The sequence below is a fragment of the Jeotgalibacillus sp. 10bf12 genome (genome assembly GCF_055597105.1).
Genome location: NZ_CP200276.1, coordinates 2461834 through 2482308 on the forward strand (window position 1 = coordinate 2461834; position 20475 = coordinate 2482308).

29 protein-coding genes are annotated in these 20475 nt (G+C 39.0%); 12 read left to right on the top strand and 17 right to left on the bottom strand.

The window, feature by feature from the left end; all coding sequences use genetic code 11:
* Positions 1-15: 15 nt before the first annotated feature.
* The 4 genes from queC to DH10bf12_RS12770 are packed head-to-tail and all read left to right on the top strand — an operon-like array spanning position 16 to position 2012.
* Positions 16-672 (top strand): 7-cyano-7-deazaguanine synthase QueC, encoded by a 657-nt coding sequence (queC, locus tag DH10bf12_RS12755; RefSeq protein ID WP_471735649.1) that lies wholly within the window; start codon positions 16-18, stop codon positions 670-672.
* Positions 669-1106 carry a 6-carboxytetrahydropterin synthase QueD gene (gene queD, locus DH10bf12_RS12760; protein WP_471735650.1) on the top strand — a complete coding sequence of 146 codons (438 nt, stop codon included), beginning with the start codon at positions 669-671 and terminating at the stop codon, positions 1104-1106. The genes queC and queD overlap by 4 nt, the downstream gene beginning before the upstream one ends.
* On the top strand, positions 1107-1841 hold the full coding sequence (gene queE / locus DH10bf12_RS12765) for a 7-carboxy-7-deazaguanine synthase QueE (protein WP_471735651.1): 735 nt from the start codon (positions 1107-1109) through the stop codon (positions 1839-1841).
* Between the two features lie 6 nt (positions 1842-1847).
* Positions 1848-2012, top strand: a complete 165-nt coding sequence (locus tag DH10bf12_RS12770; protein WP_471735652.1) for a hypothetical protein — start codon at positions 1848-1850, stop codon at positions 2010-2012.
* A 36-nt stretch (positions 2013-2048) separates the two neighbouring features.
* On the opposite strand, the gene msrA is transcribed toward DH10bf12_RS12770, so the two are convergent.
* On the bottom strand, positions 2049-2573 hold the full coding sequence (gene msrA / locus DH10bf12_RS12775) for a peptide-methionine (S)-S-oxide reductase MsrA (RefSeq protein ID WP_471735653.1): 525 nt from the start codon (positions 2571-2573) through the stop codon (positions 2049-2051).
* 170 nt (positions 2574-2743) lie between these two features.
* Between msrA and DH10bf12_RS12780 the strand changes: the two genes are divergently transcribed.
* Complete coding sequence (locus DH10bf12_RS12780) at positions 2744-3673, top strand: LCP family protein (protein WP_471735654.1); 930 nt, start codon at positions 2744-2746, stop codon at positions 3671-3673.
* 46 nt (positions 3674-3719) lie between these two features.
* On the opposite strand, the gene DH10bf12_RS12785 is transcribed toward DH10bf12_RS12780, so the two are convergent.
* Positions 3720-3875, bottom strand: a complete 156-nt coding sequence (locus DH10bf12_RS12785; protein ID WP_471735655.1) for a lmo0937 family membrane protein — start codon at positions 3873-3875, stop codon at positions 3720-3722.
* 167 nt (positions 3876-4042) lie between these two features.
* Between DH10bf12_RS12785 and DH10bf12_RS12790 the strand changes: the two genes are divergently transcribed.
* Together DH10bf12_RS12790 and speD are read left to right on the top strand one after the other, a co-directional pair.
* Complete coding sequence (locus DH10bf12_RS12790; protein WP_471735656.1) at positions 4043-4672, top strand: metal-dependent hydrolase; 630 nt, start codon at positions 4043-4045, stop codon at positions 4670-4672.
* Positions 4673-4784: 112 nt separating this feature from the next.
* The gene (gene speD / locus DH10bf12_RS12795) at positions 4785-5621 is read left to right on the top strand and encodes an adenosylmethionine decarboxylase (protein ID WP_471735657.1); all 837 of its coding nucleotides are present in this window, start codon (positions 4785-4787) and stop codon (positions 5619-5621) included.
* Positions 5622-5808: 187 nt separating this feature from the next.
* Here speD and DH10bf12_RS12800 read toward each other — a convergent pair whose 3' ends face one another.
* The 5 genes from DH10bf12_RS12800 to DH10bf12_RS12820 form a co-directional block, all read right to left on the bottom strand.
* Complete coding sequence (locus DH10bf12_RS12800; RefSeq protein ID WP_471735658.1) at positions 5809-6000, bottom strand: hypothetical protein; 192 nt, start codon at positions 5998-6000, stop codon at positions 5809-5811.
* Positions 6001-6014: 14 nt separating this feature from the next.
* Entirely contained in the window at positions 6015-6434 is a 420-nt protein-coding gene (locus DH10bf12_RS12805) for a hypothetical protein (RefSeq protein ID WP_471735659.1), read from the bottom strand.
* Positions 6424-7311 carry a CvfB family protein gene (locus DH10bf12_RS12810; protein WP_471735660.1) on the bottom strand — a complete coding sequence of 296 codons (888 nt, stop codon included), beginning with the start codon at positions 7309-7311 and terminating at the stop codon, positions 6424-6426. The genes DH10bf12_RS12805 and DH10bf12_RS12810 overlap by 11 nt, the downstream gene beginning before the upstream one ends.
* A 132-nt stretch (positions 7312-7443) precedes the next feature.
* Positions 7444-7824 carry a PadR family transcriptional regulator gene (locus DH10bf12_RS12815; protein WP_471735661.1) on the bottom strand — a complete coding sequence of 127 codons (381 nt, stop codon included), beginning with the start codon at positions 7822-7824 and terminating at the stop codon, positions 7444-7446.
* 110 nt (positions 7825-7934) lie between these two features.
* Positions 7935-8537 carry an alpha/beta hydrolase gene (locus DH10bf12_RS12820; protein WP_471735662.1) on the bottom strand — a complete coding sequence of 201 codons (603 nt, stop codon included), beginning with the start codon at positions 8535-8537 and terminating at the stop codon, positions 7935-7937.
* A 162-nt stretch (positions 8538-8699) separates the two neighbouring features.
* Here DH10bf12_RS12820 and DH10bf12_RS12825 point away from each other — a divergent pair, with 162 nt between their 5' ends.
* Positions 8700-10304: an ABC-F family ATP-binding cassette domain-containing protein gene (locus DH10bf12_RS12825; protein WP_471735663.1), complete on the top strand. Its 1605-nt coding sequence runs from the start codon at positions 8700-8702 to the stop codon at positions 10302-10304.
* 33 nt (positions 10305-10337) lie between these two features.
* Here DH10bf12_RS12825 and DH10bf12_RS12830 read toward each other — a convergent pair whose 3' ends face one another.
* From DH10bf12_RS12830 to DH10bf12_RS12845, 4 genes are all read right to left on the bottom strand, one after another.
* Positions 10338-10793 carry a YkvA family protein gene (locus DH10bf12_RS12830; protein WP_471735664.1) on the bottom strand — a complete coding sequence of 152 codons (456 nt, stop codon included), beginning with the start codon at positions 10791-10793 and terminating at the stop codon, positions 10338-10340.
* An 81-nt stretch (positions 10794-10874) separates the two neighbouring features.
* Positions 10875-11006 (bottom strand): hypothetical protein, encoded by a 132-nt coding sequence (locus tag DH10bf12_RS12835; protein WP_404409455.1) that lies wholly within the window; start codon positions 11004-11006, stop codon positions 10875-10877.
* Positions 11007-11130: 124 nt separating this feature from the next.
* Positions 11131-11331 (bottom strand): cold-shock protein, encoded by a 201-nt coding sequence (locus DH10bf12_RS12840; RefSeq protein WP_039809180.1) that lies wholly within the window; start codon positions 11329-11331, stop codon positions 11131-11133.
* A gap of 205 nt (positions 11332-11536) precedes the next feature.
* The gene (locus DH10bf12_RS12845) at positions 11537-11815 is read right to left on the bottom strand and encodes a YkvA family protein (RefSeq protein WP_471735665.1); all 279 of its coding nucleotides are present in this window, start codon (positions 11813-11815) and stop codon (positions 11537-11539) included.
* Positions 11816-11907: 92 nt separating this feature from the next.
* On the opposite strand from DH10bf12_RS12845, the gene DH10bf12_RS12850 reads away from it, so the two are divergent.
* Positions 11908-13029: an AI-2E family transporter gene (locus tag DH10bf12_RS12850; protein WP_471735666.1), complete on the top strand. Its 1122-nt coding sequence runs from the start codon at positions 11908-11910 to the stop codon at positions 13027-13029.
* A gap of 27 nt (positions 13030-13056) precedes the next feature.
* Here the strand turns inward: DH10bf12_RS12850 and DH10bf12_RS12855 are convergent, their stop codons facing one another.
* Positions 13057-13401 (bottom strand): DUF1033 family protein, encoded by a 345-nt coding sequence (locus tag DH10bf12_RS12855; RefSeq protein ID WP_471735667.1) that lies wholly within the window; start codon positions 13399-13401, stop codon positions 13057-13059.
* Between the two features lie 79 nt (positions 13402-13480).
* Positions 13481-13813, bottom strand: a complete 333-nt coding sequence (locus DH10bf12_RS12860; protein WP_471735668.1) for an ArsR/SmtB family transcription factor — start codon at positions 13811-13813, stop codon at positions 13481-13483.
* A 267-nt stretch (positions 13814-14080) separates the two neighbouring features.
* Between DH10bf12_RS12860 and DH10bf12_RS12865 the strand changes: the two genes are divergently transcribed.
* Together DH10bf12_RS12865 and DH10bf12_RS12870 are read left to right on the top strand one after the other, a co-directional pair.
* Complete coding sequence (locus tag DH10bf12_RS12865; RefSeq protein ID WP_471735669.1) at positions 14081-14698, top strand: 5-bromo-4-chloroindolyl phosphate hydrolysis family protein; 618 nt, start codon at positions 14081-14083, stop codon at positions 14696-14698.
* A 15-nt stretch (positions 14699-14713) separates the two neighbouring features.
* On the top strand, positions 14714-15892 hold the full coding sequence (locus DH10bf12_RS12870) for a toxic anion resistance protein (protein ID WP_471735670.1): 1179 nt from the start codon (positions 14714-14716) through the stop codon (positions 15890-15892).
* 256 nt (positions 15893-16148) lie between these two features.
* Here the strand turns inward: DH10bf12_RS12870 and DH10bf12_RS12875 are convergent, their stop codons facing one another.
* Together DH10bf12_RS12875 and DH10bf12_RS12880 are read right to left on the bottom strand one after the other, a co-directional pair.
* Positions 16149-18059: a vWA domain-containing protein gene (locus tag DH10bf12_RS12875; protein ID WP_471735671.1), complete on the bottom strand. Its 1911-nt coding sequence runs from the start codon at positions 18057-18059 to the stop codon at positions 16149-16151.
* A gap of 9 nt (positions 18060-18068) precedes the next feature.
* Positions 18069-18941 (bottom strand): ATP-binding protein, encoded by an 873-nt coding sequence (locus DH10bf12_RS12880; RefSeq protein ID WP_471735672.1) that lies wholly within the window; start codon positions 18939-18941, stop codon positions 18069-18071.
* A 132-nt stretch (positions 18942-19073) separates the two neighbouring features.
* Here DH10bf12_RS12880 and DH10bf12_RS12885 point away from each other — a divergent pair, with 132 nt between their 5' ends.
* A complete protein-coding gene (locus tag DH10bf12_RS12885) occupies positions 19074-19862 on the top strand; it encodes an ion transporter (RefSeq protein ID WP_471735673.1) in 789 nt (262 codons plus the stop codon).
* Between the two features lie 13 nt (positions 19863-19875).
* Here DH10bf12_RS12885 and DH10bf12_RS12890 read toward each other — a convergent pair whose 3' ends face one another.
* Positions 19876-20256, bottom strand: a complete 381-nt coding sequence (locus DH10bf12_RS12890; protein ID WP_471735674.1) for a Rok-like winged helix domain-containing protein — start codon at positions 20254-20256, stop codon at positions 19876-19878.
* A gap of 13 nt (positions 20257-20269) precedes the next feature.
* Positions 20270-20473, bottom strand: a complete 204-nt coding sequence (locus DH10bf12_RS12895) for a DUF6501 family protein (RefSeq protein WP_471735675.1) — start codon at positions 20471-20473, stop codon at positions 20270-20272.
* Positions 20474-20475 lie beyond the last annotated feature (2 nt).

Here is a 20475-nt window from a genome sequence, read left to right on the forward strand (position 1 = left end):
AGAGGAGCTTTTTTTATGGATAAAAATAAAGCAATTGTTGTGTTTAGCGGTGGTCAGGATAGCACAACATGTTTATTCTGGGCACTTGAAAAATTTGATTCCGTCGAAGCAGTAACATTTGCTTACGGACAAAGACATGCTTCTGAAATTGCGGCTGCTAAAGAGATTGCTAACGATTTAGGCGTCAAACATCATGTACTTGATATGAGTCTGCTGAATCAGCTGGCACCATCAGCACTAACCAGAGATGAAGAAATTACTGAAAATGAAGGGGAGCTTCCGTCTACGTTTGTTCCGGGGCGTAATTTGATGTTTTTATCATTTGCGTCAGTACTCGCTCATCAGGTAGATGCAAAGCATATCGTTACAGGTGTTTGCGAAACTGATTTCAGTGGCTATCCCGATTGTCGTGATGCGTTTGTTAAATCATTAAATGTGTCAGTCAATTTATCAATGGATAAAGATTTCGTTTTTCAAACACCATTGATGTGGCTTGATAAAAAAGAAACCTGGGAACTTGCAGATCAGCTTAACCGGTTTGATTATGTAAGAAATCAGACCATTACCTGCTATAACGGCGTTAAAGGTGATGGCTGTGGTGAATGCCCCTCTTGTAAATTACGCCTGAGAGGTATGAATGAATATCTGGCTGAGAAGGAGGAACTCAAATGATGCAGCAAATCTATCCCGCTCCAATGCATTCGTATTCATATGAGTTAAATAAAGACTTCCACTTCTCAGCTGCACACGCTATTCCTTCAGATGATGCTGGTAAGTGCCGCTTTGTACATGGTCATACGTATTATGTAAATATTACAGTAGCAGGTGATGACCTGGACCATTCAGGATTTCTGATAAACTTCAAAAAAATTAAACAGCTTGTACATGACCGTTTTGATCATACGCTGTTAAATGATGATCAGCTCTTTTCTGAAGATGACTCAGACCGTTTTCCTACAACAGAAGTTGTTGCAAGATCGATTTGGGAGATCATTGAAAGTCATTTGAAGGAGACTGAGAATAGCCCGACATGTTTGCAGGTATTTCTTCGTGAAACACCTACAAGCTATGTGCTTTACCGTCCGAAGAAAGAAGGGAACTTTTAAATGGAAAAAACAAAAAAGAAATTTCCTGTTCTTGAAATATTCGGACCGACTGTCCAGGGTGAAGGAATGGTAATTGGTCAAAAAACCATGTTTGTAAGAACAGCAGGTTGTGATTATAGCTGCTCATGGTGTGACTCTGCGTTCACCTGGGATGGCAGTGCAAAAGACGAAATTAAACGAATGACTGCAGAAGAGATTTATGATGAGCTCAAAGAAACTGGCAGGGATTTATTTAATCATGTGACGATTTCAGGGGGGAATCCCGCTTTACTTAAAAATCTCTCTGAACTTGTAGACCTGTTACATGAAAATGACATACAGGTAGCACTCGAGACACAGGGCAGCATCTGGCAGGACTGGTTCTTAAATATAGATGACCTCACATTATCTCCAAAGCCGCTAAGCTCTAAAATGAAACCAAATATGGGGATTCTTGATGATATTATTGCCAAACTGCGTGAGGGCAGCATTGATTATTCTTTAAAAGTGGTTATTTTTGATGAGGTGGATCTTGCGTTTGCTGAAGATCTTCACCAGCGTTTCCCTGGTGTGCCATTTTATCTTCAGGTAGGAAATGACCAGGTTCATGAAGAAAAAGATGAGCAATTGATACCAAATCTGATTTCCCGCTATGAGTGGCTGATTGATCAGGTGATGGAAAACAGCAGGCTGAACCAGGTCCGTGTACTGCCTCAACTTCACACATATGTGTGGGGTAACAAAAGAGGGGTGTAGACAGCCTTGGTGACAGGAATAACATTATGCTTAATATGTAGTCTTGTTTATATCTATCAGATGAAGAAAGATCATATTAACCGTAACGTGATTATTTTATTCTTCGCACTTGCCGGGATTATTGCCGGTGCGTGGTTTATATTTGATGCCATTATCATTGGTATGACATAAAAAAGTGAAGGCCTCATTTTACAGGCCTTCACTTTTTTACTTTTCCCAGTGCTCGTCAATAAATTCATCTCTGCCTGACTGCTCACGATCTTTCTTATAAGCTTCAGGATCTTTTTTGTAAAAATCCTGATGGTAGTCTTCAGCAGGATAAAATACTGAAGCCGGTTCAACAGGTGTTAGTACAGGTTTTTTGAAGCGTCCTGAATCTGCGAGTACCTGTTTTGACTGCTCTGCTTTATTTTTTTGCTCTTCATTATGATAAAAAATGGTTGCCCGGTATGAAGGACCCCGGTCCTGGAATTGCCCTTCGTCATCTGTTGGGTCTACCTGTTGCCAATAGATCTCCAATAGCTGTTCATAAGGAAATACTTGAGGATCAAATGTGATTTCAACAGCCTCACGGTGACCTGATTCTCCTGATTTCACATCTTCATAAGTTGGATCCTCAACGTGTCCACCGGTGTAGCCGGAGACAACCTTTTCAATCCCATCAAACTGATCAAACGGCTTAACCATACACCAAAAACAGCCGCCTGCGAATGTCGCTTTTTCAAACTTCATCTTAAAACCTCCAATGCTGAATAATTTATTCTATCATCTCATTCTCAAATTTTCCCGGATAAAGGTTTGATTTTTATAAAAAGAGGGTTTAAAGTGTAACGAATAGATGATTAAAAGCGTCTATATGAATATCACAAATCTATTAAGTGTGAATTCACTTAGGAGGAACTATGGAAACAAGAGTAAAAAGAAGAAAAAAGAAATTGAGAAAAGGCAGAACGTTTTTTACGTTATTCATTCTACTGATCATGGTGACTGCAGGGTATGCAGGCAGTCAATACTGGATAGGCTATCAATCTACTAAAGGTTCCGCACCTGACCTCGGACAGGGAGAAACGTTTCAGCGCTCAAATCCTGAAAACGGTAAAAGAAATGTATTGCTGATTGGTGTCGACAGCAGAGGTGAAGAGAAGTCAAGATCAGATACGATGATGATTGCTCAATGGGACGATGAGTCTGACACTGTTAAGCTTGTCTCACTAATGAGAGATATTTACGTTGAGATTCCGGAATACGGTCCATATAAATTAAATACAGCTTTTTATCTGGATGGTCCGGAACTGCTTAGAAAAACGATTGATCATAATTTTGATATTCCGATTCATGATTACATGATTGTCGATTTCAAAGCGTTTGAGACAGCTGTTGATACGATTGCGCCAGACGGGGTAGATATCAATGTTGAAAAAGCAATGTCTGAAAAAATTGGCGTGTCACTCGAAGCAGGACAACAAAAATTAAACGGACAGGAACTGCTCGGTTATGCGAGATTCAGAGCCGACAGTGAAGGTGATTTTGGCCGTGTAGATAGACAACAGCAGGTGATCGAGGCATTAATTGATCACACAGTCAGTGTATCTTCAATTGCACGTGCGCCAAAAACCATCGGTGCCGTACAGCCTTATCTGCAGACAAGCTTATCTGAATCCGCAAAGCTGAGTATGTTTTCAAGTGTATTATTCAGTGGGGGCGGAGAGGTTGAAAGGCTGACTGTTCCGATAGAAGGGTCTTATACGACACCTAGATATGAAGGTGCAGGTTCTGTTCTTGAACTGGACTGGGCAGCAAACCAGGCAGCAATAAAAGAATTTCTTGAATAATAAATAATAAAAACGCAGCGCTTAAATCTCAGCGCTGCGTTTTTATCTATAATTTTTTCCTGCCTGTTATCAGGTTGTAGATGATTAAGATGACTGCAATAATTATTAATACATGAATAATGCCACCTGCGATATCTAATAATAGTCCAACTAGCCATACTACAATTAAAATAACAATAACCCACCATAAAATTCTCATCATATGCTGTCACCCCTTTCCAAATAAATTTGATCACAATCATTATTTACCCTAACAACTGCTTGTTAACCCAAAACATGAAAATTTTATTAGAATATGCCCTTTTGTGGATGTTCGATCATATGTTCGCTATAATAGTCTTATCTACATATAGTAAAGGATGAAGCAATATGAAAGGTGCGTCTCATGCACTGGCAGGTACAGCAATTGGTTTAAGTACCGCTGTATATTATAATTTAGAGCCTGCAGCAACCGGACTAGTCATGCTGCTTGGTTCAACTGCAGCACTTGCTCCGGATCTTGATACAAACGGCAGACTGTCTAACAGGATCTCATTGCACAGAAAATGGCTGTGGTATACATTATCAGCATTTGGTGTATTAATCGGTATATACAGCCTGGTTTCTTTAAGTGGATTATTTAAAGCCGTAGGAATCATTGCAGCAGTTACAATGATTATAGCTCCGCGATTTCTGATCAAACAGCGATTTATGGTCATGTTAACAGGGCTTGCCATCATCGGGATCGGATGGTTTTATACAGAATACTGGTTGATTTACTTTGGTGTTTTTACAACAATCAGTTCATTTTTACCGCATAGGGGACTGACACACTCAGTACTGGGGCTGGTAATCTTTACTTATATTGCTTACAGCCTTGAGCTCAGATTAAGTATTGAAGGCATCACAGCTGTATGTTTCTTTGCGTATCTGAGTCATCTTGTACTGGATATGAAAGCTCTTCCTTTTAATAAGAAAGGTGTAAAATGGTTTTTGCCGTTTTACACTAGGGAGTTTTAAGGTTTTATAAATGTGGAAAGCAGTGGTAAACTACAAACATGAGAAAAATCGTTTCATGTTCGCCAGTCGGGGGTATGAAAATAACTACTCGCATGTTTAAAGGAGTTTGATTATGACATTATCACACGAAAAAAGAATTCAACTGCATGAATTTAACAATTTAACCAAGTCGCTGAGTTTTAATATGTATGATGTGTGCTACACAAAGTCGAAGCAGGAGAGAGAGGCTTATATTGCTTATATTGACGAGCAGTATAATGCTGACAGACTCACAAAGATTTTGACGCATGTAGCTGATATTATAGGTGCCCATGTCCTGAATGTAGCAAAACAGGATTATGTGCCACAGGGTGCAAGTGTAACCATTCTGGTTTCTGAAGGTCCGATTGTAGAAGTACCTACTGAAAACTATGAGGAATCGCCAGGGCCGCTGCCGTCAACCGCAGCACTGCACCTCGATAAAAGTCATATCACAGTGCATACGTATCCTGAATATCATCCTCATGAAGGAATCAGTACATTTAGAGCAGATATCGATGTATCAACGTGCGGTGAAATTTCTCCACTAAAAGCATTGAACTATCTGATTCATTCGTTTGATACAGATATCATGACAATGGATTACAGAGTGCGTGGATTTACACGTGATGTAGACGGTCATAAGTTATTTATTGACCATGATATTAATTCAATTCAAAACTTTATACCAAAAGAGATTAAAAAAGATTACGACATGATTGATGTAAATGTGTATCCGGAGAATATTTTTCATACAAAATGCAAGCTTAAGGATTTTGATTTAAATAATTATTTGTTCGGTTATAGAAAAGATTCACTGACTGGTGATGAAGCAACAGAAATTACAGATAAGCTTAAAATTGAAATGGATGAGATCTTTTATGGAAAGAATATGCGTGCACATCCAAGAGATCCGTCTAGAAATGAATAACCCGTGATTTGCGGGTTATTTTTTTATGGGAAGGGATGTTAAAATAAGCAGTCAATATTTTTATTTTCTAGTTTACATAATATATATTATAGGAAGTTGAATAAAAATCATATATATTGTCTCATATCATAAGTTTACTATTAATAGTGAGACGAAACAGAAAAAATAAAAAGTGCAACGGCACTTTTTATTTTGTTTCTTCGTGGAATTTGGCGATTTTATACCTTCTGATTGCGATAAAAACATTTACAGCGCTGATCAGTATTAAAAACACGCCAAGCGCAGCATCATTATCAAGAAATCTTCTTATGCTCCAGACGCCAAAAAACACAGCAAATATAAGATTTAACGCAATCATTGCTGGCTGTACTCTCATCAAGCGCATCCACTCCTTTATTTTACAGTAAGCGCAGATAACCCTTTTTCAGAAATTAGCTGGTGGTACTTTTCTTCCAATTGGATCAATACTTCAATTGCATTATCTTCAGTGGCTTTACCAGATCTTATCTCTATTTCAAGTTCATTTCTTGCAAGTACTGCTGCAATCTGATCTTCAAGGATCGCATTTTCATAATTTCTCAGGTGATTGGATTCTTCAGACTCCATTATAAGTGACGGCATAAAAACCTGATTATTTTCTTCAATCAAGTCTTCGCTATCAAATTCTTTATAAAGTGCGTACAGCTTCTGTTCCATATCAATAAAAGCCTGGTCATGGTCTACAGTTTCCTTCATGGAGTGTTTTACCATATCTGACAGATAAACCGCTCTCATCAGCTCCCGGTATTCCTGCTTTGACAGATCAATTTTCATTTGAATCCCCGCCAAGCTGTACTAAATGAGTTTCACCATTTTCCTGGACGATTTTCTTTTCCTTATACAATCTTCCGAGTGCACGCTTAAATGATGCTTTACTCATATTAAAGATCATCTTAATTTCTTCAGGGTTACTTTTATCGCCAAATGGCATGCTGCCGCCGCGGCTTAAAAGGTAATTAAAGATCACTTCAGAATCCTCATCCATTTTATCCTGTTTTCGCGGAAGTAATGATCCGTTTAGTGTACCATCGTCCTTCACGCCAATGATACGCACCGTAACATCCTGACCGAGACGTGGTTCACTTTTGCGCTCACTTTCGTGGATAAAACAACGGTAGCCTTCTTCAGTTAATACAAACGTACCAACCCTCAGCAATCTGTATGGTCGTCCTTTTAACTCTTTGTTATGAACATCGTCATCTGCACGCTCTGAAAGCACCTGGACGACTTCCTCAGTAGCAAGCCTGCCGAACATCTGTCCTGCAAGGTCTGTTCGGAGTGTGATGTATAAATAATCGCCTGCTTCCGGCCATACATGTTCTACTGCAGGCAAGTCTTCCGGTACAACCGTTACTTCTCTTGAAATACCAATATCCAGCGCCGCTCCATCACGGTCATTTACTTTAATGACTCTTGCCCATCCGTAAACCCCTTTTCTGATTTCCGGGATGATCGTAGATGCTGTCAGTCTGCCTCTTCTATCAGGATACACAAAAAACTCTCTTGTATCTCCTTCATTAATTTCCTCATGAATTTCTGAGTCGTTAATCGGAATTTCTTCATCGCCTCTCAATAAATAAAAACCAAATGACGTCTTACTCCCGACTGTCAGTTTCTGAACGGTACCGCCAATAGATGTTTGTTCACTCATTTTATATGCCTCCTGAAATCTTAAATAACTGATTAACTGTAACACAAAATGTGATGCTATTACAGGTAAGTATAGCGTTCTTGTTTTATTTTTAACAGGAAGAATAAAAAAACACCGGCAATTTTACCGGTGTCACTTAAAAACTGTATTCAGGATATTCTGGATAATCCGCTTTTGTTCTTCAAATAACGGCAGAAACTGTTTTTTCATGACTTCAAAAGCATCTTTCCCCTTATCGGTTAGCGTATACCAGTAAACCTTCTGCCTTTTACGTTCATGGGATTTGTAATCTTCTTTACGGTGAAGCAGGCCTTCTTCAGTCATATCATGAAGCGCATCAAGTAACGTGCTTGGTGCCGGCTCCCAGTTACCGCCTATTTTTCTGAATTCACCCTTAAAATGCTCACTGATCATACCTGAGTGCCTGATGGAGAGCAAATGAAGTATGTAAAACTTGGTGAATTGTGAAGCACTCATATTTAATGCAAATTTTTTTGGATTATGCTTACTCATCTAAGTAATCCTCCCTTTTAACGATAAAAGTGCTGTTTTGACACGTGGCGATCATATGTTTGCTTTTATTATACAACAAAAGCCTGCGAGTTTGCAGGCTTTTCCAGTCTTTATAGTGCGTTATACCATTGTTTAGCGTCATTAACTTCTTCTTCAATTAGTTGGTGCCCTCTGTTATACCATTTAACTGTTATATCTGCACCTGCGTTTGTTAACAATTCGTTTAGATCCGTTGTTTCACTTGCAGGACAGATCGGATCATTTTCACCCGCTCCAATAAAGACCTTTGTACCTGAGAGTTCAGGTAATTCATGGTCTCTTAAAGGAACCATCGGATGATGCAGGATCGCTGCTTTTAGTGAGTCATGATAATGAAATAGCAGACTTCCTGCGATGTTGGCTCCATTGGAATATCCGATTGCAATTACGTTAGTGCGGTCAAACTGATATTTATGAGCAGCGTCATCCAGGAATTCATTCAGTTCCTGTGTCCGGAATTTTAGATCTTCTATATCAAATACACCTTCTCCCAGGCGTTTAAAGAATCTCGGCATACCATTTTCACTCACGTTGCCTCGTACACTTAATACGCTTGCTTCCGGATCAATCATATCAGCGATCGGGAGCAGATCCTGTTCTGTTCCTCCTGTTCCGTGCAAAAGTAATAAAACAGGTTTACCTTCCTTACCTTCATGATAAATATGATGCATCATTGACCTCCGCCTTTCACAATATGTCTTATCGTTCATTCTATCTCAGTTGAAAAGATTATTTCAAATATAAGACTCTCGATTTAAAAGTATATTCTTTTGCATTTCAATGAACTATAAGAAGTGATATAATGTATTGATATGTTTTTTTGGAGGGATTATTAAATGATACAAGTATCAGATGTCAGTCTTCGCTTTGGAGACCGCAAGCTGTTTGAAGATGTAAATATTAAATTCAACCCGGGTAACTGTTATGGTTTAATCGGAGCAAACGGTGCAGGTAAATCTACTTTCCTGAAGATTCTGTCCGGAGAAATAGAAGCGCAGACCGGTAACGTCTCAATGGGACCGAATGAGCGTCTGGCTATTTTGAAACAGAATCACTTTGAATTTGAAGAAGAAGAAGTGATTAATGTCGTATTAATGGGCCACACCCGTTTATACGAAGTGATGCAGGAGAAAAATGCAATCTACATGAAAGAAGACTTCTCTGATGAAGATGGCATTAAAGCTGCTGAACTCGAAGGTGAATTTGGTGAGATGAACGGTTGGGAAGCTGAATCAGATGCTGCGATCCTGCTTCAGGGACTGGGCATCAGCGAAGATCATTTCAACAAGAAGATGGCTGAACTGACTGGATCTGAAAAAGTGAAAGTCCTGCTTGCACAGGCACTTTTTGGTAAGCCGGATGTTCTTTTACTGGATGAGCCGACAAACGGCCTTGATATTCATGCGATTCAATGGCTCGAAGACTTCCTGATTAATTTTGAGAATACAGTGGTTGTTGTATCCCATGACCGTCACTTCCTGAATACAGTATGTACACACATTGCTGACCTTGATTTCAGCAAGATTCAGATCTACATGGGTAACTATGATTTCTGGTATGAGTCAAGCCAGCTTGCTCAAAGACTTGTGTCTGACCAGAATCGTAAGAAAGAAGAAAAAATTAAAGAGCTTCAGGCATTCGTTGCTCGTTTCAGCGCCAATGCTTCTAAGTCAAAACAGGCAACTTCACGTAAGAAGCTTCTTGATAAAATCACACTCGATGACATTAAGCCGTCTTCCCGTAAATATCCTTTCGTTCAATTTGAAATGGAGCGTGAAATTGGTAATGATGTGCTTCAGGTGAAAGATCTGTCTAAAACGATTGACGGCGTAAAAGTGCTTGATAATATCAGCTTTACGATGAATAAAGACGATAAAATTGCACTTGCCGGAACTGATGAAATCGCTAAAACGACACTTATGCGTATTCTGATGGGAGAAGTTGAGCCGGATAGCGGAAGCTTTAAATGGGGTGTAACGACTTCTCAGTCATACTTCCCGCACGATAACTCTTCATACTTTGAAGGTCAGGAATCAGATCTTGTGGACTGGCTGAGACAATACAGCCCTGAAGATGAGAGTGAAACGTTTCTTCGTGGCTTCCTTGGCAGAATGCTGTTCTCCGGGGAAGAAGTAAGAAAGAAGCCTTCTGTATTATCAGGAGGAGAAAAAGTGCGTTGTATGCTATCACGTATGATGCTCAAAAAGGCAAACGTACTATTACTTGATGAGCCGACTAATCACCTTGATCTGGAGTCAATCACAGCCCTTAATAATGGTTTGATTAACTACAAAGGTGCGATGATCTTTACGTCTCATGACCATCAGTTTGTTCAGACGATTGCAAATCGTATTATTGATATCACAGATGGACAAATTACTGATAAACAGCTTAGTTATGATGAGTTTCTTGAGTGGAATAAAGAACGCGTATCTTCATAATAAAAATCCTGCCGGATAACCGGCAGGATTTTTTTACTTCTGGAACTTTTTCAGTAATCCAGGCAATGTGCCTTTCTTTAATACTTTATCAGAAAGCGCAGCAATTTTATAAATCACTTCAAGTCCATCCTCATCACCTGCCCAGTGGTCCCTGATGATAGCTGGAGACAGGTTGTTTACGACAGTCTGTAATACAAATGAAGCGACGACCAGATCATCTATGTATCCTCCAGGTCCGACAATCCCTTCTGGTATTAGATCAAAAGGTAAAATAAAATAACTGATCGCACCTGCAACCATTGCTTTATCCTTTCCGGATACTCTTTTGTCTCTTACGACCTGAATCAACAAATAAAAAATATCAGGTGCAAACAGCAGGTATTTAGCGTACTTATGATTTCTACCTGTTTTGTTTTTCAGAAAGTGATCAATTTTGTTCCTCAAACGGAAATAAAAGTTTTCCTGTTCCTCGCGTGAGTGCTGTTCCATTGCTGCTTCCTCCCCATTAATAGCTTCCCGGATACTATGTATACCGGCATTGCCTTAATCATAAGGCAGCCGGCCTGTAAATTACCACCAATAAGGTTTTGTATGCTGATTTTCTTTTATTTTTTCATTCCGTTCAGCTTTTTTCTTCTGAAATTCCCAGAATGCATCAAACGGGTGCGGCTTTGAGGACTTAACCGGTTCTTTTTCTTTCATCTTAACCCCTCCTTATAACTACAATATGCGATAGGTGCACAGGGGTATAGGTCATACATATGTAATAGATGTTTTTAAACGAAAAAAACCGCTCTCTGTTAAGAGAACGGTTTTATATCAACAATTACAGTTTTACAACGTTAGCTGCTTGTGGTCCGCGGTTACCTTCAACCACTTCGAATTCTACCTGCTGGCCTTCGTCAAGAGACTTGAAGCCTTCGCCTGTGATAGCTGAGAAGTGTACGAATACGTCGTTTTCTCCTTCAACTTCGATAAATCCGAAACCTTTTTCTGCGTTAAACCATTTTACTGTACCAGTTTTCATAATGAAAAACCTCCAAAAATAAATTGACAATATGCAAACTTACCGAAATAGAAAAATTCACATATTACAAAAAGTACCGTGCTTTCCGATCACTCTTTGTAATATGTGAATCATGTCATGCAGGTATCATTGCTTATTGACTTGTTACTCTTATTATACAGCGTTTAGAGAGAATGTCAAATTAATTAATCAATTTTTGTTAAATTTATTTGATGTGCAACTGGTGCCTCTCTGCAAGTTCAGGTGGTGCCATCTTTACTGCAAGCTGCAGCATCAATGTAGTAAAGGCAATATCATCAGTAATGCCCACTAAAAACAGGTAGTCCGGAATCATATCAGCAGGCATTACTGCATATGTAATGATCAGTCCTGCTGTGAACAGTTTTTTTAACGGGTGCACAGAAGATGAGCTAAAAAAATCCTTAATAAACGGAAATGACCTCCTGAAATGAAAAACAAATTGTACTCTTTTTAGAAATTTCATTAATCCTATCCTTCTCTTGTATATTTTGTTAGCATAATACACCCTCGTAGGTTATGATAATGTCATTATACATACAGATGGAGGGAAAAGTATTGAGTGAATTAGCAAAGTCAAAATGGTTTCGTTTTGGTTTTGGCTTGATTACCATTTTAATTATTATTTATTTACTATCATTAGTAGAATTTATTTTTACCCCAATCGTAATTATTGTAACGACTCTTTTTGCGCCAATTGCGATTGCAGGTGTACTGTACTATTTATTAAGGCCGATTGTCAATTTTGCTGCAAAATACTTACCCCGGGGCATTTCAATTTTATTGATCTATCTTGCGGGTATCGGGTTAATTGTCGGATTGTTCTTTTTGATCGGACCTCCACTTTCAGGACAGTTCAACTCCCTGGTGGATAATATTCCTTCCATCTTTAACGAACTGTCAGCAATGGCGATGAACCTTGTCCAGTCCGACTGGTTTAAAAATCTCCAGGAACAGCAGGATTTTTCTATCCAGGATGTTACTGACCGCGTAGCAAGCACGCTACAAGGCTCTCTGGATTCAATTGGATCCAACCTGATGTCGATCATTGGTGTCATTACGAATATTGCAATTGTACTTGTTACGATTCCGTTTGTTCTTTTCTATATGTTAAAGGACGGCCAGAAGCTTCCGGAACAATTTCTGCGCTTTACACCGGAAGAATTTCGTCCTGAAGGAAGAAAAGTACTGCAGGATATGGATATTGCACTGAGTTCTTACATACAGGGGCAATTGATCGTCAGCTTTTGTGTAGGTGTGCTGCTTTACATCGGTTACCTGATTATTGGACTTGAATACACAATCGTCCTTGCATTGGTTGCCATGTTAACGAATGTAATTCCGTTTGTTGGTCCTTTTATCGGAACGATTCCTGCAGTGATCGTAGGATTTATCGAATCACCTCTTACAGCGTTATTAGTCATTGCTGTAGTGATTGCCGCGCAACAGATTGAAAGTAACCTGATCTCACCTCAGGTAATGGGTAAAAAACTCCAGGTCCACCCGCTAACGATTATTTTCCTGCTACTGGTAGCGGGAAGCTTCGGCGGACTTTTAGGATTAATTATGGCTGTACCAACATATGCTGTAGGTAAAGCAATTGTCGTAAATGCATACAGATTTATCACAATCAGAAAACGTTATGACGATCAGCGAATTAAGAAGAGTAAAATGGTATAAAAAAAGAGGCCTTTATCAGGCCTCTTTTTATATTGCGAATATAGTGTCAAAAAACTGCTTTTCTGTATCGCTCATTTTTTCTTTAATATATGGCTCATGCTGTAAAAAAAGAATATATCCGTGAAAGACTTGTAGATCCTCATCACAGTCGTCACAAAAGAAATACTCATCTTTATTCCAGAATGCAGCCTGAGTGCCCCTTTTTACACGTACATGCTCGTACTTAACGAGGTTTTCTTGCATCTTTTCTCTGTAATAGTCAAACGCTTCTTGCTTTGAGTCAAATGTCCATTCGTTTACGATGTCAGACTCCCAGCCTTCGAGAAACCACCAGGGTTCTGCATCACTCTTTAATTGTACGATCCTCCACAAAAGCAGCACCGCCTTTCTTTCTTGTGCTACCCCAAGTGTACTGAACCTTGAAAAGAAATGAAACGTATCTGCTCACTGTTTACACGTTGACCGCCTGTATATCCGCCGGCTGTGAATTTTCCTGCTCAATCAGCGGATCAATAATTCTTAGCACTAATGGATATTGTTCAGCATTCTGATTCAGCTTATAAAGAATTCTCTTACCGTGTCTTTGCTCTGTGATGAGCTTTGCAGTTTTAAGTTTTTTTATGTGCTGGCTGACAAGAGGCTGGCTAATACCAAACAATTGTACAAACTCAGACACCGTCCACTCTTCTTTTGCCATTTTCTTCGCCATTATTAACCTTGTACGATCCCCGAATAAGCGATAAATATCAGCTAACTCGTGTGAGTAATCAACTTCTTGACTCATAATCTGCCCCTCGCTTCCAAAAAAATAAACCAAATGACTCATATTATAGTACCTTCGTATTACATTATACCCGGATTAAATTAAAAAAACTACTCTTCTTGGAATTTATTTCGTTTTAAATAGTCTTTAAGTCTATCTGAAAATTCATCAATTGCATTGCTTGCTTCCTTTTCCTGAATGATAGACAATATAAATAAGCATATTTGAAACTTGTAGCAGGGTATGACCGTATAAGATACTATAAGTTCTAATAAGGAGAAGATGGATATGAAACAAATATTAAATTTTCTGACCCGTCTTGGCGTTGCGCTGCCGATTGCCAGTATAACCTGGATCACCGCTATTTTTTTGATAAATGTGCCATTTTGGCCTTCACTTGCAGCAGGTATCATCGGAGGCGTTATTCCATTTTATTCAATCAAATGGTTTCAAAAGCGCTCTCTTTTAAAATCGTATGGATTAACAAAAAGAGAATACGAATACATTCAGTCAAATTTAAAAGAAGCACAGAAAAAAATATCCCGCCTTCAGGGAAAGCAGTTTCAAATCCGCTCTATCTCTGCAATGAGACAGCTGAATGATATGATCAAGTTCTCAAGAAGAATTTTTACGATAGTTAAAAAAGACCCTAAACGATTTTATACTTCAGAGCGATTCTTTTTTTATCATTTAGACAGCGCGGTTGAATTAACAGAGAAATATACGATGCTTGTCACACAGCCGGTAAAAAATAAAGAAGTGCTTGTCTCACTCGAAGATACGAGGCAGACACTCCATGAATTAAACCGCTCCCTTGAAGAGGATTTAATGAAAGTACTGTCGAATGATCTGGATACATTACGAATTGAATTGGACATGGCGAAAAATACAATAGAGCATAAATAGCAGGAGGTTGTATTAATGGAAGAAAAACAACAGATAAAAGTAGGAGAAAGATCATCCAAGCTTGATGATCTGCTGGCAAACCCTTTTGGCGAGAATGAAATTACAGCCGCAGATACTCAATCAGGACAACCTGCTCCTAAAAGGTTAGCAGATGTTTTGTCTGAAGAAGACCGTAAACAGGCGGAAACGCTTTCCAGACAGATAGATCCTGCAGATCATCAGTCTATTTTACAGTACGGTACGGCTGCACAATCCAAGCTGTCCAACTTCTCTCATGCAATGCTTGATCACGTTCAGAGAAAAGACGTTGGTCCGATCGGTGACATTTTAAAAGAATTAATGAACAGACTTGAACAAATTGATCCTGATGAGCTTTCTGACCAAAAGAAAAATGTAATCTCAAAACTATTCAGCCGGGTTAATCGCTCAGTCAATGAAATTCTGTCCAAATACCAAAAGGTTGGCGCACAGGTGGACAGAATCAGTGTAAGGCTCGATCACTCAAAAAAGTCACTTCTTGATGATATCCAAATGCTTGACCAGCTTTATAATGAAAATAAAGAGTATTTTCAGGCGCTCAATATTTATATTGCAGCAGCTGAACTAAAGCGTGAAGATCTTGAACAGAATGTGATCCCTGCACTCCGTACAAAAGCTGAAAAAAGCAGTGATCAAATGGCTTATCAGGAAGTAAACGATATGATGCAATTTTTAGACAGACTGGATAAACGAATTCATGACTTGCAATTAAGCAGACAAATTACAATACAAAGCGCACCACAGATCAGGTTAATTCAAAATATTAACCAGGCACTTGCTGAGAAAATTCAGGCTTCCATTCTGACAGCTATTCCGCTTTGGAAAAATCAGATTGCGATTGCGCTCACTCTTTTCAGACAGCAACGAGCAGTAGAAGCTCAAAAGCAGGTTACTAAAACAACAAATGAATTATTACTGAAAAATTCTGAGATGCTAAAAACAAACAGTATTGAAACTGCCAAAGAAAATGAAAGAGGCATTGTTGATATTGAAACACTGAAAACAACGCAGTCCAACCTTGTTACGACATTGGAAGAAACGCTCCGTATTCAGGAAGAAGGCCGCGTGAAACGCAGACAGGCTGAAGGGGAAATTCAGGCAATGGAAGCTGAATTGAAACAGCAGCTGTTACAACTGAAAAATAATCGTTCATAACAAAAAACCGCTGTGTATCAGTTATACACAGCGGTTTTAAATTTTCTTCAGCCAGTCTGATGTTTTTCTTTTAGCATTTTTCCATTGATTCATGTTTACCTTTTCGTTGTGCCGGCTGTATTCTTCGAGCCGGGCTAAATTGCTTGAATTCATGTTCGCTCATCTCCTCTTTTTTTGATACTTTTATTGTAGTCAAAAAAAGAAGTTCAGAAACGAATACGCAGCATGATTTTAACTCCGTCCAGGGGATGGAATCTTATATGCTCTTATAAAGAAGTCTCTTCAATAAAGGAAACAATACATCAGGCAGTTCATCTATATTTTGTACAAATAAGCTGAAACGTCCATATATATTCTGAATGACTTCCTTCTGGCTCTCTGGAATTTCAGAGGTTGATAAAAACACGTTCATCACTTCAATCCCCCGTTTTCTGGCTGCCAGCACTGCATCATGTGTATCTACAATGCCATTTTGCTCGTAGTCCGCTGCAGCCGGTTCCCCATCTGAGAACACGAGGAGAAATTTCTGTTTTTCTGTTCTTTTCTCAAGCCGTTCTGTCATGTGTCTAATGGCATATCCGTCACGGTTATCTTCTTCCGGTTCAAGCTGCATAATGGCAGCTCCGTCCTGATAAATACTGTCATTAAAAGAGATAACGGTCTTAAAATGATTAGGCTGCCCTTTTTGCCCAGCTTTCTGAGCATTTTCCCAAAATCCTGTAATCTCATGTGGTACCTGCACTGACTTCAGTGCCTCGTGGAATAAAACAAGCCCTTTTTTTGTTTCATCCATCTTATCAAACATGGATGCAGAACAATCGAGCAATAATTCAAATGCTGCATCTATTTTTGGAGACTCTTCATCTTTTTTATAGAACACCCTCGGTTTTTCATCTGTGAAATAAGGCATCAGGTTTTTGCTGAGCCGCCCTTTTACCAGATGTGTACGGGGGCTGGTCTTTTTATGATCGAGCGTCTTTTCAATTACTTTTTTAAGTTTCTTCTGGTAGAGTGAAATCTCTTTTTTGTACTGTTGATAAAGTGTTTTCTCATGATCTTTTACCGGCTCAGGTAATTCAAATACAGGAAAAGCATATTCATTTTCTTTTCCGTACTTTGCACCTCCTGTATCTGCATCTTCTGATTTTCGATCCACATCATTTTGATCAAAATCCTGACGTCTGGATTGTTTGGAACTGCCCTGTACACTAGCAAGTGCCTGTTCCTGATCATCACCTTCTCTTGCCGCTTCAGTGTCAATAGATGTTTTGGTACCGGCTTCTAAGTCAAATTGCAGGAACGATTCCCCTTTTTCCTCAGATTCTCTGTGCCATGCTTTAAATTCTTCATCTTCAACCTCTTCATCACCACTGGGTTTTTCTTTTTCTGTATCATCATTAATTAATTCATCTTTTCGTTTTAAATCGTCAAAGGTTAAGCCGTCTGCCCATTGCTGAATCGTTTTTTCAGGAAGGTGAAAGTATTCATTCAGCATATCCTTTTTCAAGAGCTCATCTACTACTTCACATAAGCTTGTACAAATCTTTACAGAATCTGCTGTTGATTTTGTTTCATGCACTTTCTCAATCTGTTGCGTAATAAACGGTTTAGCACGATTCAGGTCTGTTTGTATATATGGCCACCCATCGATCGGAGACTCAGCAAAAACCAGCAAATAGATCAGGTTGAAAAAAGCATCAGTCGTCATTCCTTTCACCTGATGAACATTTAACTGTGACTCGAAATATTTGGCATAGACTGAGCGTCTTGTAGCAAAAGCATTTTTAGTACCCGGTCTTTTTCTTTTTGTGATTTCTTCTAATCTGGCATCTTCGATCAGCATAAAGAGCTGTTTTGCAAAAGATGGATGTTCAAGCGTATGGGTATATTTTAAAAACTTCTGTATTACTTTCGGGTCTGAATGCTTATAAGCACCTTCTGCCCTCAAAAAGATATCTGTAATCAGTCCGTGCCATTCTTCAGTTTCTGAGCGGTGATCCCAAAAGTGGCTGACAAACACGGTATGACCTGCGACATCAATATAATTCATCGGACTGTACTCAACATTCATCTCTTTTTCACGTGTGAGTGTTTTTGCCAGGTCAATTAACTGCATCAGGCGAAATGAATTGACCTGCTCATCGTTGAATTGAATAAACCGCTGCATCTGCTCACCTCATTCAAAGATTGTGTCAGCGATATTTCTAACTGCTGATTTTTCTCTTTCATCCTCAAGCTTGTCAATAATTCCACGTTGGATTGCCCTTTTAGGCGGCATATAGATGGAAAGATCACACGTATCGAGAAGTGCTCTAATTGAAGCCGCTTCTTCAGAAACCTGGCCGTTTTGAACCTGGGTAAATAAGTCAGCGGAAAGTTCAACAAACTGATCGATCAAGCGTTCATCCTCTAACTCGCTCTGGTCCACTAAAACAGATTTTAATGTTTCGCCTTTTATGTAAGGCACATCTACAACGATAAATCTGTTTTTTAAAGCTTCATTTAATGGTACTGTCCCGATATATCCTTCATTAATTGCAGCAACCACTTTGAATCCTTCAGCTGCAGTAATGACCTCATTGGTAAAGGGATTTGTGATCGTCCGGCGGTAGTCAAGTACTCCATTAAGTATAGGAAGTGTTTCAGGCTTTGCCATATTAATTTCATCAATATATAAAATATGACCTTTCTTCATCGCCTGTATAACCGGTCCTTCAACAAATGTAATAGTAGATTTCCCATTGATCTGTTCGATGGTTTTAAAGCCAAGCATCGCCTCAGTATCAAGGTCTACAGAGCAGTTAATACTGTACATTGGCTGATTAAATGTGTGACTGACACTTTCTGCGAGCTTGGTCTTACCGGAGCCCGTTGGCCCCTTGAGTAAAATGTTTTTTCTGAGTGATAATCCGATTAAAACATCGTGAAAGACTGATGGGTCCTCAGCAGTATATCCACCGGATCCGATTCTGCCATTTGAATCTATATCCCCTTTTGAACTGTTTTTTACTAAATCTCTAATTTTTTCAGGTAGTTTATCTACATTCATTTCAATCATCCTTTACTTGTACGTCAATGTCTCATTGTACCGTTCTTTTATGAAATTGATCAACTCATGAGGTTAGACAGCGCGTCTGAATATGGGTAAAATAGTGTTTGGAGTGAAAGGAGTTATACATAAATGAATCAAATGAAAACTCGGCTTACCTTTATAGCTGAGCACCGTCTTTTTAACGCGGTGATTATCGGATTAATTTTAATAAATGCAGTACTGATTGGACTTGAGACCTACCCCTCATTATATAACAGCTATAGTGAATTCTTTATAGGTGCCGACAGGATACTTCTATGGCTGTTCACAATTGAGATCATCATCAGGCTTATTGCAGCTACCTCAATTAAACAATTCTTTAAAGAACCCTGGAATGTATTTGATTTTATTATTGTGTTAAGTGGTCATTTGATTACAGGTGGACACTATGTGACCGTTTTGCGTATTTTAAGAGTATTACGTGTGCTGAGAACGATATCTGTGATTCCATCACTTAGAAAAATGGTAAATGCACTGCTAATGACTATTCCTTCAATGGGAACGATCCTGCTGTTACTGGGTATATTCTTTTATATTTATGGTGTAATCGGTACAATGCTATATGCCTCAATTGCACCTGAGTATTTCGGAAGTCTTCACAGTTCACTTTTAACACTGTTTCAGGTTGTCACACTTGAGTCATGGGCAAGTGGCGTGATGAGGCCGATACTTGAAGATGATCCGACTTCCTGGTGGTATTTTGTTACATTTGTATTGATCGGGACGTTTGTTATTTTTAATCTCTTTGTAGGGGTTGTTGTAAATAACGTTGAAGAGGCTGACAAAGAAAACAGACCTTCACCTGAGGAAGTGAAATTAGCTCAGGTCCAAAAAGAGCTGGAAGAAATCAAAGCACTGCTAAAAACCAAAAAAGAGTAGGGGCATTTAGCCCTTACTCTTTTTCGTATATATACAATCCTCTATCTAGCTTTCTTACTTCAGGAAACTTACGCTGAATTGTATTCATAAAGGTTGTTATATTAGCAACTTTAAAGCCGGTTTCTTTCTCAACAAAAGATTGTATATCTGTACCTTTTACCGGTTCAAGCTTTTGCCTAAGAACATTAAGAGCTGCAGCATGCATCTTTTTGGATTTACCTACATTAACCGGTTTAGGAGCAGCTTTTGACATCTCCTGGTCAGAGGATTCATCCAGCTCTCTCAGCCTCTGCATAATTTTATCACGTTCGTTTCTGAATTCCTGGAGGATCCTGATCTCTGAATCTGCCAGTTGTTCAAGTCTTATTTTTAACGCTGTTCTTTCATCGAACATGTGTCAGATCCCCTTAAGCCTCTTCAAAGTAGTCTTTGTAAAATCCGCCTACTTTTCCAGTGTTATCAACAATAAAAATAAATTCTTCAGTTTCATTTTTTACATCATATGTCTTTCCGACTGTCAGTACGTTGTTGACAACATATTTCGCAGCGTTATCATGCACACATTTTACCTGTTTAATTGTTTCCCGCTTTTCCCAGTCTAAGTGAATCATGG

Coding starts and splice junctions, on each gene's coding strand:
- queC (WP_471735649.1), top strand. CDS start 16: ATGGATAAAAATAAAGCAATTGTTGTGTTTAGCGGTGGTCAGGATAGC.
- queD (WP_471735650.1), top strand. CDS start 669: ATGATGCAGCAAATCTATCCCGCTCCAATGCATTCGTATTCATATGAG.
- queE (WP_471735651.1), top strand. CDS start 1,107: ATGGAAAAAACAAAAAAGAAATTTCCTGTTCTTGAAATATTCGGACCG.
- msrA (WP_471735653.1), bottom strand. CDS start 2,573: ATGAAGTTTGAAAAAGCGACATTCGCAGGCGGCTGTTTTTGGTGTATG.
- DH10bf12_RS12780 (WP_471735654.1), top strand. CDS start 2,744: ATGGAAACAAGAGTAAAAAGAAGAAAAAAGAAATTGAGAAAAGGCAGA.
- DH10bf12_RS12785 (WP_471735655.1), bottom strand. CDS start 3,875: ATGATGAGAATTTTATGGTGGGTTATTGTTATTTTAATTGTAGTATGG.
- DH10bf12_RS12790 (WP_471735656.1), top strand. CDS start 4,043: ATGAAAGGTGCGTCTCATGCACTGGCAGGTACAGCAATTGGTTTAAGT.
- speD (WP_471735657.1), top strand. CDS start 4,785: ATGACATTATCACACGAAAAAAGAATTCAACTGCATGAATTTAACAAT.
- DH10bf12_RS12805 (WP_471735659.1), bottom strand. CDS start 6,434: ATGAAAATTGATCTGTCAAAGCAGGAATACCGGGAGCTGATGAGAGCG.
- DH10bf12_RS12810 (WP_471735660.1), bottom strand. CDS start 7,311: ATGAGTGAACAAACATCTATTGGCGGTACCGTTCAGAAACTGACAGTC.
- DH10bf12_RS12815 (WP_471735661.1), bottom strand. CDS start 7,824: ATGAGTAAGCATAATCCAAAAAAATTTGCATTAAATATGAGTGCTTCA.
- DH10bf12_RS12820 (WP_471735662.1), bottom strand. CDS start 8,537: ATGATGCATCATATTTATCATGAAGGTAAGGAAGGTAAACCTGTTTTA.
- DH10bf12_RS12825 (WP_471735663.1), top strand. CDS start 8,700: ATGATACAAGTATCAGATGTCAGTCTTCGCTTTGGAGACCGCAAGCTG.
- DH10bf12_RS12830 (WP_471735664.1), bottom strand. CDS start 10,793: ATGGAACAGCACTCACGCGAGGAACAGGAAAACTTTTATTTCCGTTTG.
- DH10bf12_RS12835 (WP_404409455.1), bottom strand. CDS start 11,006: ATGAAAGAAAAAGAACCGGTTAAGTCCTCAAAGCCGCACCCGTTTGAT.
- DH10bf12_RS12840 (WP_039809180.1), bottom strand. CDS start 11,331: ATGAAAACTGGTACAGTAAAATGGTTTAACGCAGAAAAAGGTTTCGGA.
- DH10bf12_RS12845 (WP_471735665.1), bottom strand. CDS start 11,815: ATGAAATTTCTAAAAAGAGTACAATTTGTTTTTCATTTCAGGAGGTCA.
- DH10bf12_RS12860 (WP_471735668.1), bottom strand. CDS start 13,813: ATGAGTCAAGAAGTTGATTACTCACACGAGTTAGCTGATATTTATCGC.
- DH10bf12_RS12865 (WP_471735669.1), top strand. CDS start 14,081: ATGAAACAAATATTAAATTTTCTGACCCGTCTTGGCGTTGCGCTGCCG.
- DH10bf12_RS12870 (WP_471735670.1), top strand. CDS start 14,714: ATGGAAGAAAAACAACAGATAAAAGTAGGAGAAAGATCATCCAAGCTT.
- DH10bf12_RS12875 (WP_471735671.1), bottom strand. CDS start 18,059: ATGCAGCGGTTTATTCAATTCAACGATGAGCAGGTCAATTCATTTCGC.
- DH10bf12_RS12880 (WP_471735672.1), bottom strand. CDS start 18,941: ATGAATGTAGATAAACTACCTGAAAAAATTAGAGATTTAGTAAAAAAC.
- DH10bf12_RS12885 (WP_471735673.1), top strand. CDS start 19,074: ATGAATCAAATGAAAACTCGGCTTACCTTTATAGCTGAGCACCGTCTT.
- DH10bf12_RS12890 (WP_471735674.1), bottom strand. CDS start 20,256: ATGTTCGATGAAAGAACAGCGTTAAAAATAAGACTTGAACAACTGGCA.
- DH10bf12_RS12895 (WP_471735675.1), bottom strand. CDS start 20,473: ATGATTCACTTAGACTGGGAAAAGCGGGAAACAATTAAACAGGTAAAA.